Here is a 15,088-nt window from a genome sequence, read left to right on the forward strand (position 1 = left end):
CTCGGGCCACCGGCAACGGTGGGCCTGACGACATCGGGAAAAAGCGTCGGGGCTGAAGCCCCTCCTACAGTGGATTCAACCGGCTTGCCATGCCCTTGCTGACTTGCCGCACGCCCATGTAGGAGCGGCTTCAGCCGCGACAGACAGCCCATCGCGACCGCTGACCCAACGCTATCCGCAGCCGCTTCCGCACCATGTAAAACACTGGAAAAGGCTGTAGCGCTGCCTTCACACCGAAGCGGCAATCTGCTCGCGCAACCAGCGATGCGCCGGATCGCGATGCACGCGCTCGTGCCAGAGCATGGCCATTTCGTAGCCGGCCACGGGCACCGGCGGCGCGCAGACCTTCAGCCCGGGATGCGCGCGCACCAACCGCTCCGGCAGCATCGCCACCAGATCGGTCCGCAGCAGCGCATCGATGACGAACAGGAAATGCGGCACCGACAGCACCACCCGGCGCTGCAGCCCGCGCGCGTGCAGCGCCGCGTCGGTGACGCCGCTGAACCCGCCGCCGTCCGGCGACACGATCACGTGTTCGAGCTTGCAGAACTGCGCCAGCGTCGGGCGCCGCTGCAGCCGCGGATGCCCGGCGCGGCCGGCCAGCACATAGCGCTCGGCGAACAGCGTGCGCTGGCGCAGGTTCGGCGGCGCGCCATCGCGGGTGTGCAGGGCCAGGTCGATCTCGCCCTGCTCGGCCTGGCGCGCGATCTGCAACGGCGCCATTTCCAGCACCGCCAGCCGCGTGCCCGGCGCCGCGCTGCGCAGCGCCGCCAGCGCCGGCCGCAGGATGGTCGATTCGCCGTAGTCGGTCGCGGCCACGCGCCAACTGCTGCCCGCCTGCGCGGGATCGAACGATGCATCCGCCGCCACCGCACGCTGCAGCGCTTCCAGCGCCTGCCGCAGCGGCGCGCGCAAGGCCTCGGCACGCGCGGTCGGGCGCATGCCGCGCGGCCCGGGCAGCAGCAGCGGATCGTCCAGCGCCTCGCGCAATTTCGCCAGGTGCACACTGACAGAGGGCTGCGACAGGTGCAGGCGCGCGGCGGCGCGGGTCACGTTGTGCTCGGCGAGCAGCGCGTCCAGGGTCAGCAGCAGGTTCAGGTCCAGGTGTCCGAAATTAAGCATGGCTATAGCTGAAATTCCCGTAATTCATTTCCACTATAGCGGGCCGCGACCTACCTTGGCGCATCCCAATCGCCGAGATCGCCCATGAACGTCCTGCTGGTCTACGCCCATCCCGAACCCACATCGCTCAACGGCGCGCTCAAGGACGTCGCCGTGCAACGCCTGCAGGCCGCCGGGCACCAGGTGCAGGTGTCGGATCTGTATGCGATGCGATGGAAGCCGACGCTCGATGCGCAGGACAGCCTGGACGGCGCGGCCGGCGATCGCTTCGATCCATCGCTGGACTCCAAACGCGCGTTCGCCAACGGCCGCCAGAGCGCGGACATCGCCGCCGAGCAGGCCAAGCTGCGCTGGGCCGACGCCGTGCTGCTGCAGTTCCCGCTGTGGTGGTTCTCGATGCCGGCGATCCTGAAGGGCTGGGTGGACCGTGTCTATGCCTACGGCTTCGCTTACGGCGTCGGCGAACATTCCGACGCGCGCTGGGGCGACCGCTACGGCGAGGGCACGCTGGCCGGCAAGCGCGCGATGCTGATCGTCACCACCGGCGGCTGGGAATCGCACTACGCGCCGCGCGGCATCAACGGCCCGATCGACGACCTGCTGTTCCCGATCCAGCACGGCATCCTGCACTACCCCGGCTTCGACGTGCTGCCGCCGTTCGTGGTCTATCGCAGCAGCCGCATGGATGCGGATCGGTTCGCGCAGATCCGCGACACGCTCGGCCAGCGCCTGGACACGCTGTGGAGCGCCGCGCCGATCGCGTTCCGCAAGCAGAACGGCGGCGACTATGCCATTCCGGAGCTGACGCTGCGGCCGCAGGTCGCCCAGGACAAGGTCGGGTTCGCAGCGCATGTGATGGGGTTCGAGGAAGATCGCGCCGCAGCGGCATCGCCCGCGCACGACCAGCGGATTCCTTAGACATGAAGCGCCGCGTTGGACGGTAGGATGGCGCGTGCGGCGAATGCGCCGCGCCTGCCATCGGAACCCTGCCGCACGTGATCGCCCCCACATTCGCCCGCCTGCTCGCCCTGTGCGCCACCCTGCTGCTCGGCGGCTGCGCCACGCAGGCACCGCGCGCGCCCGAGCGCACACCGACCGAGATCAAGGCCGACATCGCACGGCGCATCCCGGCCGCGATCCCCGACCGCAGCGGTTGGGCCAACGACGTGTACGTGGCGTTGTCCTCGCAGGAACTGCCCACCAGCGCCGACAACATCTGCGCGGTGCTGGCGGTGATCGAACAGGAATCCACCTACCAGGCCAACCCACCGGTGCCCGGCCTGGGCAAGATCTCGCGCGCCGAACTCGGCCGCCGCGCATCCGCATTGCATGTGCCCGCCTTCATGCTCGACGCCGCGCTGGCGGTGACCTCACCGAATGGCCGCAGCTACGGCGAACGCATCGCCACCGCGCGCACCGAGCAGGAACTGAGCGCGATCTTCGAGGACGTCGCCGGCAGCGTGCCGCTGGGCCAGCGGCTGTTCGGCGACCTCAACCCGGTGCACACCGGCGGGCCGATGCAGGTGAGCATCGCCTTCGCCGAGGCCCATACCGATGGCTATCCATATCCGTTGCAGGACACGGTGCGCCACGAGGTGTTCGGCCGCCGCGGCGGCGTGTGGTTCGGCACCCGCCATCTGCTCGGCTACCCCAGCGACTACGACGCGCTGCTGTACCGCTTCGCCGACTTCAACGCCGGCTGGTACGCCAGCCGCAACGCGGCGTTCCAGGCCGCACTGGCGAAGGCCAGCGGCACGACCCTGGCCCTGGACGGCGATCTGCTGATCCCCGGCAGCGACATCGACCAGCCCGGCGCCACCGAACGTGCCGCGCGCGGCCTGGGTTCGCGCCTGGCGCTGGACGACAAGGACATCCGCCGCGCCCTGCAGCGCGGCAACGCTGCCGATTTCGGCGACACCGCGCTCTACCGCGAGGTGTTCGCGCTGGCCGAACGCAGCGCCGGCAAGCCCCTGCCGCGCGCGATCCTGCCCGGCATCACCCTGGAAAGCCCGAAGATCACCCGTACCCTCACCACCGCCTGGTTCGCGCAACGCGTCGCCGAACGCTGGCGCCGCTGCATGGGCAAGTGACCGCAGCGGCATGTCCCGCCGACGGCACGCTACTTCGGCTTGTCCAGCACCAGGAACACCCACGCGATGGCGACGGCCACCAACAGCAACAGGACGGTGAAGACGCCGTCCCATGCCATCCAGAACCAGTAGCGCCCCGGGTCGGCCTCCAGCAGATACACCCGCGGCGGACCGAAGCGCGATCCGCTCGTGTACACGCCGCTCAGCAATGCCTTCACCAGCAGGCAGAGTTTCAACAAGGCGCTCGCCGCCGCCAGCGCCACGACCAGCAGCGACACCGGCCAACGCAACCAACCGGTCAGCCGGCGGCCGGATCCGCGCGCAACTGGGCTCCCATGCTGCCGTCGTCGACGCTTTCCCATCGTCTCCACTGCCTGCGTTGATGGCCTGCATTCTAGAGCCGCCGCAGCGGACGGCGCGCGGAAACTGCGCCGGCGCAGCGCAGCCGCTATACTGGCCGTGCATCGCCTGCGCAGAACGCGTTACCGGCCCGGACTGCCGCCATTGCACCCATCAAGGATGATCGCGCCAGCCGCGCCCCGGCATGCCGCATGCGTCGATTTCCTTGCCTTTCGCTCCCGTGCCGGTCGCCCGGCGGACAGCGTGTTCTCACCAAGGAAACTCCTCTTGAAAAATCTCCTCACCCTCGTCCTGCTGGCCCTGTGCGCGACCGCGCTGTCCGCCTGCGACCCCACCACCGGCAAAAAGAACATGTCGCCGGAGGACTACCTGACCTACAACGTCTCGGCCTGGAACGGCATCACCTCGGTGACCGCGCCGTGGATCGGCGGCGAGCGCGGCGAGCAGCTGCTGGTCGATGCGAGCGAACTGAAGTCGATGCAGCCGCACCGCAACGCGCTGAACAATCCGCGCAAGCAGATCGCCAGCGCCAACCGGGGCTACGAAGGTTTCGGCATTCCCGAAGACGCGCAGGACATGGACGCCAAGCTGAAGGCCTACTACAAGAACACCGACACGGTGCTGGCGACGCTGCAGGAAATCACCGCGCTGCCCGACGGTTACACCGAGGCGCAGGTGCAGCCGCTGCTGGAACGGCTGAACACCGAATCGGACGCCCTCGACAAGGACGCGACGGCGCTGGACGCCGCGCAGAATGCCTACGCCAAGAAGCACCGCATCCACCTGGTGACCAGCGGCTGAGCGGTGGCGGCAATGGACAGGAAAAAGCGGCCCATGGGCCGCTTTTTTTATGCCTTGCGCCGAGCAGAAAAGCCGAGCGGCGCGTGATTGGCCCCACTGCCCCTATCGCCGCACGCCCTGCGGCGGCAAGCCGAGCAGCCCGATGCGGCGGAACCACATTTCCAGCGGCACCGTGACCAGCGGCGGCAATGCCGCCAGCAGACTCAACAGCCACGCCCACCACGGCCAGCGCAGGCGCACCGCAGCGATCACGCTCGCGACCAGGTAGACCAGGAACGCCACGCCGTGCAGGCGGCCGAACAGCCACACGCCCAGGTCGGTGGTCTGGGTACCGTATTTGAGCAGCATGCCGAGCAGCAGGCCGGCCCAGGTCAGGCCCTCGAAGAAGGCGGCGGCGGCGAACAGCCGCCCGACAGGCGACATCGGATGGGAAGGCACAGGCAACTCCAGTGGGAAGAAAGACGCCGCGACGCGATGGCGGCGGCGACGCCCGCTGGCACCATCATTCTACAGACACGGCGCCGGCCGTCGGCGCCTGGTCGCGGCGAACACGGCGTCAATCGCCGTCGAGCAACGTATCGAGCATGCGCTGCGGTTGCTCCAGGAACGCGCGCGTCAACCGGTAGTGCTCGGTGTCGCGGTACGCCACGCGCTGCAAGCCATCCTCGCCGATCTGCAGGATGTCCGCATGCGGGTACGCCATCAGGATCGGCGAATGCGTGGCGATCACGAACTGCGAGCGCTGCTGCACCAGCTGATGCAGCCGGGTCAGCATCGCCATCTGCCGCGACGGCGACAATGCCGCCTCCGGCTCGTCCAGCACGTAGAAGCCGTTGCCGCCGAAGCGGTGCAGCATCAGCGCGAAGAACGCCTCGCCGTGCGACTGCGCGTGCAGCGACACGCCGCCGTAGCTGTCGATGACGGGAGCGCCGAACGATGGCGCCCGATCCAGACGCTCGATCTCGCTGGCCACATTGTAGAAACTCTCCGCGCGCAGGAAAAATCCATCGCGCGCACGGCGGCCGCTGCGGCCCAGGCGCAAGGCCTCGTGCAGGTTGGAATGCGACGCCAACGTGCTGAAGTTGAAATTCCGGGTCCCGCCCTCGGCATTGAAACCCCAGGCCACCGCGATCGCTTCCAGCAGGGTCGACTTGCCGCTGCCGTTCTCGCCGACGATGAAGGTCACCTTGGGATGGAAGCGCAGCACGCCCAGGTTGCGCACCGCCGGCAGCGAATACGGCCAGGCCTGCATCGAGGCCACGCGGTCCTGCTTCAGCGTGACATCCATCAGATAGTGCTCGGCATCGATCGCGCGCACGGGTTCCCTCCCGGCCGGCGGGAGGCCGGCGCCACGGCGTCAAGTGTCGCGACGATGCGCACTGCGCGCAATGCGCGCGCAGCGCGGGGCATCCGCCATCCCGTTCCTGCGTCGATCCGCGCATGCCGCAGGTACGGATCGGCCGCACGGCGTCAGCCGCGCATCGCGATCGCGCTCAGCGACGGTCGTCCAGCACCGCCACATCCTCCGGCGCCAGCTGCACCACGTCGCTGGCCGCGCCCGTCCCCAGCAGCGAGCGCATCGGCGTCGGCAGACGCACCTGCTGCGCGTCGCTGCCATGGTTGATCAGCACCAGCACGCGGCGGCGGCCGTCGCTGCGCACGCCGACTTCCACGTCCGCGGGCACGTCCGCCAGCGGCGCGCGCACCTGCGCAGCGCGCAGCCAGTCGCCGGTGAGACGATCCAGGGTGGCGTCGTCGAGCCAGGCGCCGACGTAGCTGATGCGGCCCTTGCCGACCCGCCGGGTCAGTACCGCCGGCTCGCCGTCCAGCCAGCCGTTGGCCTGGCCGTAGCGCAACGGCACCTCGGTCTGCGCCGTATGCGCCTGCAGTTGCTCGGCCCAGATCTTCGCGCTGCCCTCGCCGGCCGCACCGGCGACCGGGACCGGCTTGTCCAGCGCATAGAACTGCTGCACGCGGCCACCCAGCAACGCGCCGAGCGGTCCGGGCTGGCGCTGCGACTGCAGGCCGTTGTCGGCGTTCTTCATCGCGCTGCGCGGGCCCAGCACCAGATGCCCGCCGCGTTCGACATAGGTCTTCAGCCGCTGCGCCTGCGCTTCGCTGAGCACGTTGAGCGACGGCGCGACCACCAGCTTGTAGCCATCCAGCGGCGCCAGCGCCGAAACCACGTCGATCACCTGCGCCTGCTGCCGCAACGGGCGGTAGAACGACTTCATCTGCACCACCGGGTCGAAGTCGGCCGAGTGCTTCTGGAAACCCAGCGCCCAGCGGCTGTCGAAATCGTTGATCAGCGCCACGTCCGCGTGCGGCGTGGTGCCCGCCAGCGCCGCGCCGGCCTTGGCGAACTCCGCGCCGACCTGCTGGATCTCCGCATACACCGGCACCGGCTCGCCATCCGCGCCGACCAGCGTGCCGTGGTATTCCTCCTGCCCGTTCGGCGCCGCGCGCCACTGCCAGTACGCGACCGCATCGGCGCCGTGCGCAACGGCCTGCCAGGCCATCGCCCGCACCTGGCCCTTGCGCAGCGCCACGTTGGTCGCGCGCCAGTTGACGAAGCCCGGCTGCGTTTCCATCACCCAGTAGTTGCGCTGCTTGTAGCCGCGGGTGAGATCGTGGCGCGCCGCGTTGTCCACCCAGTCGTAGCGCTCGCCGGCGACGTAGTCGTCCCAGGCGGCGATATCAAGCACCTCGTGCACCTTGTAGGCATCGAAACCAGCGAACCAGCCCATGGTGTTGGTGGTGATGAACTGGCGCGGATCGGCGTGCGGGCGGATCGCGTCGATCTGGTTGCGCGAGTAATCGGTCCAGGTGTCGCTGACGAAGCGTTTCCACTCCAGCAGCAGGGCCGGATTCTGCCCGTCCTCGTGCACCGGGATCTGCGCGAAGTCGGTGTAGGTCTGGCTCCAGTACGCGGTGGCCCAGCGCCGGTTCAATTCCTCGATGCTGCCGTACTTGCGCTGCAGCCAGGCATGGAACTGCGCCTTGGCCTCCGGATCGAACGAGGCCTGCGCGTACTCGTTGTCCAGCTGCCAGCCGACCACGTGCGGATTGCGGCCATAGCGCTGCGCCATCTGCTCGGCGATGGCATGGGCGAAACGGCGATAGCGCGCGCTGGCGAAGGAGAACTGCTGGCGGTTGCCGTGTTCGTCGCGCACGCCGTCCTCGCCGACGCGCAGCGTGTCCGGATACGCCTGGGTCAACCACGCCGGCGGCGCCGCGGTCGGCGTACCGAGCACCACCACCATCTGGTGCCGCGCCGCCGCGGCGATGGCGCGGTCCATCCACCCGAAGTCGTACTGGCCCTCGCGCGGCTCCATGCGGCTCCAGGCGAATTCGCCGATCCGCACCACCCGCACGTGCGCCGCCTCCATCAGCGCCAGGTCGTGTTCCCATTGCGCCTCCGGCCACTGCTCCGGATACCAGGCCACGCCCAGCAGCAACGGCGCGGCATCGGCATAGCGCGTGGCCTGAGCGCGGGCATCGGGCGATGCCGCCGCCATTGCGAACAGCGTGCCGAACAACAGCGCGATCGCGCGCTGCGGGAACCAGGAAGGCGATGGCATAGGCGAACTCGTCGATAGTGGGAAAGGCGGCGAGCAACCCCGAGCCGTCGCCACCGCCCATTGTGCGCGTACGTGGGGGACGCCACTTGTGCAACTTGTCGAACTTGGGTGCGCAACTGTGCACAAAACGGGCAATCGCCCCGTTGCCTGCGCAGGGTCGCCTGCTGCAGTACTGGGCGGCGTGCGCTGTCCTGGCAGCGCGCGCCGACGCCCGCATGATCCGCCGGGACCGGCTTGCAAGACGCTGGCGGACGCAGTACGCAGCGCATCCGCCTGCGCCGGGCGCGTGTCCCAAGACAGCCTCGCGACTGTCCCATGCGCCTGCAACGCGCTTCGCGGAAACGATCCCTGGCTGCCTGCGCGCTGCATCTCAGTTGCCGCAGTTGGCGCATGCACCGATTGTCTATGTCATGTCGACGGCGTAGCGTCACGCCCTGCCACAAACCCCTGTTCCATTCCCCCGGAGCCACCTATGAGAACACCACGGATCCTCGCCACCCTGCTGGCGATGGCCACGGCCGCCTTTTCCGCCGCGCCCGCCCTGGCGCAGAACGTCACCGTCACGCCCAGCGAAACCTACCAGACCATCCAGGGATTCGGCGGCATGAGCGGCGCCGGCTGGATCGCCGACCTCACGCCGGCGCAGGTCGATCTGGCCTTCGGCAGCGACAACGGCCAGATTGGCCTGTCGATCATGCGCATGCGCATCGACCCCTCCAGCTCGGGCTGGAGCCTGCAGGTTCCGGCCGCGGTGCGTGCGCGCTCGCATGGTGCGGTGTTGCTGGCCACGCCGTGGTCGCCGCCGGCGTACATGAAGTCCAACAACAGCCTCAACAACGGCGGCAAGCTGCTGCCGCAGTACTACGGCGCCTACGCCAAGCACCTGCTGGACTTCTCCACCTACATGTCCGGCAAGGGCGCGCCGCTGTACGCGCTGTCCGTGCAGAACGAGCCGGACTGGCACCCGGACTACGAGTCGGCGGAATGGAGCGCCAGCGACTTCACCAACTTCCTCAGCGCCCAGGGCGCCAGCTTCGGCAACCTGAAAGTGCTCGCTGCCGAGTCGTTGAACTTCAATCCCAACCTGACCGATGCGTTGCTCAACAGCAGCGCCAGCCAGCACGTGGACATCATCGGCGGCCATCTGTACGGGGTGCAGCCGAAGGACTATCCGCTGGCGCGCAACAAGGGCAAGCAGCTGTGGATGACCGAGCACTACACCGACAACACCGACGGTAACGCCTGGCCGTCCGCGCTCGGCGTGGCCAGCGAGCTGCACAAGAGCATGGCCGCCAACTACAGCGCCTACATCTGGTGGTACATCCGCCGCAGCTACGGCCTGATCACCGAAGGCGGCGCGGTCAGCAAGCGCGGCTACGCGATGGCCCAGTACGCGCGCTTCGTGCGTCCCGGCGCCAAGCGGATCGGCGCCACCGCCGCGCCGTACAGCGATGTCGCGGTCACCGCCTACAAGCGCGCCGACAACAAGATCGTGCTGGTCGCGGTCAACACCGGCACCCAGTACCGCGAACTGAAGGTCAGCCTGCCCAGCGGCAGCGCCGCCAGCTTCACCAAGTACAGCACCTCGGCCAGCGTCAACGTCGGCTACGGCGGCGCGTACCAGGTCAGCAACGGCCAGACCGCGTTCTATGTCGACCCGCAGAGCGTGGCGACGTTCATCAGCAACTAGCGCAGCCGCGACGCATCGCCAGTGGCGATGCGTCCACTGCCACCCGGCCGGCGGACGCTCAGTCCAGCCCGGCCAGGAACGCCAACAATGCGGCATTGAACGCGTCGGCATGGCTGACATTGCAGCCATGCGGCGCATCCGGCAACACCACCAGCGTGCTGCCGGCGATGGCGCGATGGGTGCGCTGCCCGGAACCTTCGAACGGCACCGTTGCATCGGTGTCGCCATGCAGCACCAGGGTCGGTACATCGACCGCGCCCAGGTCGCGGCGGAAGTCGGTGGTGCCGAACGCCTGCATGCAGCCGAGCGCGGCGGTCTGGTCGCTCTGCTGGCACAGCGCGATCGCCTCCTGCCGCTGCGCCTCGCTGACCTTCAGCGCGCCGTTGGCGCTGAAGAACTGGCGGGTGAACTGGTCGAAGAACGTCTCGCGCGACGCGCTCAGTCCCTGTTTCATTTCCTCTGCCTTGTCCTTACTCAGCGGGCCGTCCGGGTTGTCGTCGGTCTTGAGCATGTAGGGCGGTACCGCGGAAGCGAACACCACCCCGCCCAGGCGCGCACTGCCGCGCCTGGCCACATAGCGCGCGACCTCGCCACCGCCCATCGAGAAGCCCACCAGCACGGCGTCGTGCAGGTCCTTGTCCTCGATCACGCCTGCCAGGTCGTCGGCCAGCGTGTCGTAGTCGTAGCCGTCGGCTGGCTTGTCCGAGCGGCCGAAGCCGCGGCGATCGTAGGCCACCACGCGGTAACCGGCGTCCTGCAACGGTCCAACCTGCGCCTGCCATGCCGCGGCCGACAACGGCCAACCGTGGATCAGCACCACGGGCCGACCGCTCCCGCCGGTGTCTTCAACATGCAGGCGGACGCGCGATTGTGCTGCAGTCATGGTCGTGGCTCACGAAGGGAAGGAACCGCAAGCTTCCATGCCGGCATGTCCGGCGTACGTGAGCGCAATGTTGCCAAGGCGTCAATGGCGCCGCGCCGCATCGATGTCAGCCGATGCGCTGCGTCGCTCGCGCGGTTTGCGCCAATGCGCTCGCCGCAGACTGCGGAAGTCTGCAGAAGTGGCCGCGGCCTGTGCGACGCGCTCCCAGAACTCCAGCGCCATCGCTGCCGCGGCGCGCCCGTCGTCGCGGTATGCCGGTGTGGGCAACGCCAGCTTGTAGTCGCGCTCGACCACTTCGCCGCTCGCCGCAGGACGCAACGCCATCGGCAGCATGTCGTAGGAAGGGGCCAGCGCCAGCGGGCGCGTATCGGCAAGCAAGGCGCCCGCATTGCCCAGGGGCATATCGTTGTTGCCGATCAGCGCGCCGAACCTGCCGTACACGCCAAGCCGCCGTGCGTCGTCGCGGTCGAGGCTCCCTGGCTGAGCCGCAGCGCGGTCGAGTCGAGGAGGCGGGAGTCACTCATGGGAGTGACTGAATAGAACATTGAATGGATAGCCAAGCCATGCCCACTACCGATCCACTTATATATCAGTCATTTCCTTTCGTTGCGCAAACGCAAACAGGGGAAAATTTGAATAAATAAAGACTGGATGCATGACGGATCGCTGGTGCCAGGGTGGTGTCCGCCGCAGCGAAACCCACCCTGGCGCCGACCAAAAAGCAGCGCCCACCGGCCGACACTGCAGTGCGGATATGCGACAGCCACGTCTTAGGGAAGGAGCACGACTATCCCCGGGCGGACCTCGCGGGCGCCATGGCCGTGCAAGGCCCGCTCGGCAGCCTCATCGATGGGCCTGCCGAGCGGGAACGCCAAGATTCCTAGGTCCAGTTGTCGTCGCCCCCCAGGCTGCCATCGTCCGAAAAGTCCTGGTCGGCGTCCTGCAGCGGCGCATCGTCGTAGTAGTTGTTGGTGACGTTCTCGACCACGGTGGGCTGCGACGACCCACCGCCCAGGAAACCGCCGTGGTGACTGCCAAGCAGGCTCTCCACGCCCTCGAACAGCAACATGCCGCCGGCCACGCCTGCGGCCGTGGTGGCCGCGGTGCCGAGAAAACTGGGACCGCGCGCGGCCGGCGCCGCGACCTGCGCCTGGTCCGGCACGCTGGCGCCGCCGCCGAACAAGCGCTCGCGCCAGCCCGGTGCGGCCTGCGGTGCGGGCGCGGGCGGCAACGGCGGCGGCCCCGCATTGAAACCCTGGCCCAGGAAACTCGCAGCCGGCGGCGGTGGCGGCGCGGCCTGCTGCAGCTGCGCGATCTGCGCTTTGGCGTTCTCCAGCGCGTGTTCGAGCAGCAATGCCCGCTGCACCAGCAGATAGGCGGCATCGGGCTGGCCGGCCAGGCGCTCGCGGATCAACGCGTCCGCCTGCGGATCCATCGCCACGCCGCTGGCGCTGCGCACGCGGGCCAGGAAATCTTCGAGTAGCTGTTGTTCTTGCGGAGTCATACCAATACCTGGAAGAGGTGACCGGCTCGATGCCGGCAGGCACAGCATGGGCACGGACGCGCCGGCGCCAAGGGCGGCTGCGCGGCCTGGTGCGGCGACATTCATCAAAGCCCCGAGGCTGGCGCGCTCGCACCAGGATGCAATCGACGACATCCGCGTCGATTCCGGCATGACTTCCGGCATTTCCGACCCGATCGTCAGTAACTACACTTGTAGTCAAATACGGCTACGCAGGGTGAACGGCGATGCAGTGGCGAAGAATGCAGTGGATACCCGCGCTGGCATTGATCGCCTCCGCGCCTGCATGGGGCGGCGAACAATGGATCGTGGCCACGGATCTGTGGGGCAACCGCAGCTATCAGACGCTCGAGCTGGACGCGACCGGCACGCAGCTGCAGGGTCGGCTCGACAACGCGCCGGTTCGCGGCACCCGCCATGGCGATGCGCTCGCCTTCGTGGCCACCTCCGCCGATGGCAGCGTCTACCGCTTCGACGGCCGCGTCGAGGGCGAACGCATGCGCGGTCGCAGCGACCAGCCCGATCCCAATGCCGCCGACGTGCGCGCCTTCCATGCGTTCGACGCCTGGCGCGTGCCGGCCCGCGACACCGCCGCACCGCGCACGCACGACTTCGTGCCCCGCGACTACGCCAATACCTTCAGTGCCGATCGCCCGCCGGTGCTGGTGCTCTGGCCGGGCGACACGCTGCGCACGCAGACGCTGGATTCCGGCGGCATGGATGCGGGCGGCGTCACCCGCGCGTTGTTCGGCAATCCGCAGGTCGGGCCGTTCTTCGTCGCCGGCGCCGAAGCGGGCGATACGCTCGCCATCCACGTGGTTTCGCTACGGCTCAACCGCGACTCCGCCGACAGCCTCGACGGCCTGGTCGGGCGCCTGCAGACCCCGCGGGTTGCCGCGCAGGCCGCCGCACTCGGCAAGCACGTGCGCTGGCGCCTGGACCGCGATGCGGCACTTGCGCGCCCCGTCGACGGCGAAGGGCCCATGAAGCACTTCGCGATCCCGCTGCGGCCGATGCTCGGCGGCCTGGCGCTGGCGCCCGGCTTCGGCAGCGCCGCCCTGTCCACCGGCGATACCGGCGCCAGCGGCGGCAACATGGACTTCAATGCCGTGGTCCAGGGCACTACCGTGTACCTGCCGGTGCAACAGCCGGGCGCATTGCTCTATCTCGGCGACGGCCACGCGCTGCAGGGCGATGGCGAGACCACGCAGTGGGCGCTGGAGACGTCGCTGGACGTGGAACTGCGGGTCGAACTGATCAAGCATCGCGCGATCGCGATGCCGCGGGTCGAATCGCCCGAGCAGATCATGACCCTGGGCCAGGCCGGCTCCAGCGACGACGCATTGCGCGTGGCCACCTCCGGCATGCTGCAGTGGCTGCAGCAGGACTACGGGCTTTCGCTGGCGCAGGCCACGCAGGTGCTGGGCGTGGCGGTGCATTACCGGGTGGCCAATCTCGCCGGGCGCAGCATCGGCGTGGCCGCCAGCATCGACAAGACGGTGTTGCGCACGCTGGAAGCGCCGGCGCACTGAAGCGCGTTCGCCTACGCAGCTACCGCCAGCACCATCGTGGTGGGAGCGACTTCAGTCGCGACGCGCGTTACCGGCAACGCCTGCCGCACGCGATGGCCCAAGCACGAACGGCACCGCTGCCAAGTTCCACACCGCGACTCGCCCATACGCAGCAATCGCCTGCGCAGATCGCCGCCTAGTCCTCCACAGCGTCCTCCGCCACGGCCCCGTCCGTCGCGCCTTCGCCGCGCGGCAGGCGCACCGCCCACATGTTGTCGATCAGGTTCGGATACGGGCGCCCGTTCTCTTCCGCGCGCTGCCGCGCCGCGGCCTTCTGCGCAGGCGACAGCGGTTGCGAACGCTGGCCGCGCGGCTTGGGTTTCTTCCAGGGCGGTGTCTTGGAGGTAGGCATGGGCATTGGCCGAAAACGCGAGGTGGGCAGCGTGAGGCACAGCGGTTCGCGGGAAAGTGAATGCTGCGCGCGCGCCCAGGCCGACCGACCCGGCTGCCCTATTCCGACTCGATCCCCGCCAGCGCGAACACCCACCCCGGCACCACCGGCTCGCCGGCATAGAAGTCTTTTGGCTTGTGCTCGGCCATGGCCCAGCGGTGCAGCCAGCTGATGCCGCCACCGCCGGTATAGCCCTCCGCGTGCCGGTAGGCCGGATCGCGCAGCGCCTCGTCCAGGGTGACGAACGCATAGCCGCGACGGCGCGTGGCGGCAATCAGTTCCGGGAACGCGACGGCGTTCAATTCGTTGGCATGCATCAGCCACACCTGCGCGATGCGGCGGCCGAACAGGCGCTGCGATTGCGCCTCGAAATAATCCAGCTTGTTGAGCATGTACGGCACATAGCCTTTGCGCAGCCGCAGCAGCGTGGCCTCGCGCGCCGCGCCGTCCGGCTCGGTCTCCAGCACCCGCGCATAGGCGAAAGCCCACACCCAATCGCCGTTGTCCACGGTGACCGGCGCGATGCGGTAGCCGCGCGCGGCGACGAAGGCGACCACCGCCTCGCGATCGGCATCGCTGCGGCCGGTCGCCAGGTAGGGATGGCGGAACCAGCGCAGCGGCTGTCCGTACTCGGCCAGCAGTGGCCGCAGCGTGCGTTCGCCGCGCACGATCGCGTCCTCGTAGGCAGGCACCCCCACGTCATGCAGATTCACATGGCCGTAGGTGTGATTGCCCAGTTCGTAGCCCGCATCCAGCCAGTCGCGCAGCATCGCTACCCGCTGCGGCTGCAACTGGCCGTCCTGTTCGAGCTTGTCCTCGTTGACGAAGCCGACGATGGGCACGTTCGCCTGCTTCAACGACGCCATCAGCTGTGCGTGGAATGCCGGCACCTGCGCGGCCGGCGTCTTGCCCATGCGCTGCCATGGCAGATCGTCGATGGTCGCGGCGATGCGGCGCTCGGCGTCCTGCGCGTGCGCGACACCGAAGACGGCCAGCAGGGCCAGCAACACGAAGCGGCGGTAGCGGTTCATCGGTCGCACCAGAGCATGGAGCGGCCAAGTCTAGCGGGTACGGCAG

General features: G+C 68.7%; 14 protein-coding genes and 1 pseudogene. 5 read left to right on the forward strand and 10 right to left on the reverse strand.

Going from position 1 to position 15,088, the window contains the following annotated elements:
* Positions 1-228: 228 nt before the first annotated feature.
* Positions 229-1,122 (reverse strand): LysR family transcriptional regulator, encoded by an 894-nt coding sequence (locus tag HDC36_RS15310; protein ID WP_179568958.1) that lies wholly within the window; start codon positions 1,120-1,122, stop codon positions 229-231.
* Positions 1,123-1,206: 84 nt separating this feature from the next.
* On the opposite strand from HDC36_RS15310, the gene HDC36_RS15315 reads away from it, so the two are divergent.
* Positions 1,207-2,040: an NAD(P)H-dependent oxidoreductase gene (locus tag HDC36_RS15315; RefSeq protein ID WP_179568960.1), complete on the forward strand. Its 834-nt coding sequence runs from the start codon at positions 1,207-1,209 to the stop codon at positions 2,038-2,040.
* Positions 2,041-2,120: 80 nt separating this feature from the next.
* Positions 2,121-3,212, forward strand: coding sequence for a DUF1615 domain-containing protein (locus tag HDC36_RS15320; RefSeq protein WP_179569446.1), 1,092 nt, complete (start codon positions 2,121-2,123; stop codon positions 3,210-3,212).
* Positions 3,213-3,241: 29 nt separating this feature from the next.
* Here HDC36_RS15320 and HDC36_RS15325 read toward each other — a convergent pair whose 3' ends face one another.
* Positions 3,242-3,490, reverse strand: a complete 249-nt coding sequence (locus HDC36_RS15325; RefSeq protein ID WP_343204352.1) for a hypothetical protein — start codon at positions 3,488-3,490, stop codon at positions 3,242-3,244.
* A 349-nt stretch (positions 3,491-3,839) separates the two neighbouring features.
* On the opposite strand from HDC36_RS15325, the gene HDC36_RS15330 reads away from it, so the two are divergent.
* Positions 3,840-4,373: a hypothetical protein gene (locus HDC36_RS15330; RefSeq protein ID WP_179568962.1), complete on the forward strand. Its 534-nt coding sequence runs from the start codon at positions 3,840-3,842 to the stop codon at positions 4,371-4,373.
* 102 nt (positions 4,374-4,475) lie between these two features.
* Here HDC36_RS15330 and HDC36_RS15335 read toward each other — a convergent pair whose 3' ends face one another.
* The 3 genes from HDC36_RS15335 to HDC36_RS15345 form a co-directional block, all read right to left on the reverse strand.
* Positions 4,476-4,796, reverse strand: coding sequence for a DUF3817 domain-containing protein (locus HDC36_RS15335; protein ID WP_179569450.1), 321 nt, complete (start codon positions 4,794-4,796; stop codon positions 4,476-4,478).
* 133 nt (positions 4,797-4,929) lie between these two features.
* Complete coding sequence (locus tag HDC36_RS15340) at positions 4,930-5,691, reverse strand: AAA family ATPase (protein ID WP_218848402.1); 762 nt, start codon at positions 5,689-5,691, stop codon at positions 4,930-4,932.
* 175 nt (positions 5,692-5,866) lie between these two features.
* A complete protein-coding gene (locus HDC36_RS15345) occupies positions 5,867-7,954 on the reverse strand; it encodes a beta-galactosidase (RefSeq protein WP_179568964.1) in 2,088 nt (695 codons plus the stop codon).
* Between the two features lie 508 nt (positions 7,955-8,462).
* On the opposite strand from HDC36_RS15345, the gene HDC36_RS15350 reads away from it, so the two are divergent.
* Positions 8,463-9,644, forward strand: a complete 1,182-nt coding sequence (locus HDC36_RS15350; RefSeq protein ID WP_179569454.1) for a glycoside hydrolase family 30 beta sandwich domain-containing protein — start codon at positions 8,463-8,465, stop codon at positions 9,642-9,644.
* 58 nt (positions 9,645-9,702) lie between these two features.
* Here the strand turns inward: HDC36_RS15350 and HDC36_RS15355 are convergent, their stop codons facing one another.
* From HDC36_RS15355 to HDC36_RS15365, 3 genes and pseudogenes are all read right to left on the reverse strand, one after another.
* Complete coding sequence (locus tag HDC36_RS15355) at positions 9,703-10,527, reverse strand: alpha/beta hydrolase (RefSeq protein WP_179568966.1); 825 nt, start codon at positions 10,525-10,527, stop codon at positions 9,703-9,705.
* Between the two features lie 273 nt (positions 10,528-10,800).
* Positions 10,801-10,989 (reverse strand): annotated as a pseudogene (locus tag HDC36_RS23520) (transcriptional regulator); the annotation flags it as partial.
* 418 nt (positions 10,990-11,407) lie between these two features.
* On the reverse strand, positions 11,408-12,031 hold the full coding sequence (locus HDC36_RS15365; RefSeq protein ID WP_179568970.1) for a DUF2076 family protein: 624 nt from the start codon (positions 12,029-12,031) through the stop codon (positions 11,408-11,410).
* 260 nt (positions 12,032-12,291) lie between these two features.
* Here HDC36_RS15365 and HDC36_RS15370 point away from each other — a divergent pair, with 260 nt between their 5' ends.
* The gene (locus HDC36_RS15370) at positions 12,292-13,581 is read left to right on the forward strand and encodes an acetamidase/formamidase family protein (protein ID WP_179568972.1); all 1,290 of its coding nucleotides are present in this window, start codon (positions 12,292-12,294) and stop codon (positions 13,579-13,581) included.
* Positions 13,582-13,756: 175 nt separating this feature from the next.
* Here HDC36_RS15370 and HDC36_RS15375 read toward each other — a convergent pair whose 3' ends face one another.
* Complete coding sequence (locus HDC36_RS15375) at positions 13,757-13,972, reverse strand: hypothetical protein (protein WP_179568974.1); 216 nt, start codon at positions 13,970-13,972, stop codon at positions 13,757-13,759.
* Positions 13,973-14,070: 98 nt separating this feature from the next.
* Positions 14,071-15,042 carry a polysaccharide deacetylase family protein gene (locus HDC36_RS15380; protein WP_179568976.1) on the reverse strand — a complete coding sequence of 324 codons (972 nt, stop codon included), beginning with the start codon at positions 15,040-15,042 and terminating at the stop codon, positions 14,071-14,073.
* Between the last annotated feature and the right edge of the window lie 46 nt (positions 15,043-15,088).

It is taken from the genome of Xanthomonas sp. JAI131 (genome assembly GCF_013410075.1).
GTDB classification, from domain to species: Bacteria; Pseudomonadota; Gammaproteobacteria; order Xanthomonadales; family Xanthomonadaceae; genus Xanthomonas_A; species Xanthomonas_A bonasiae.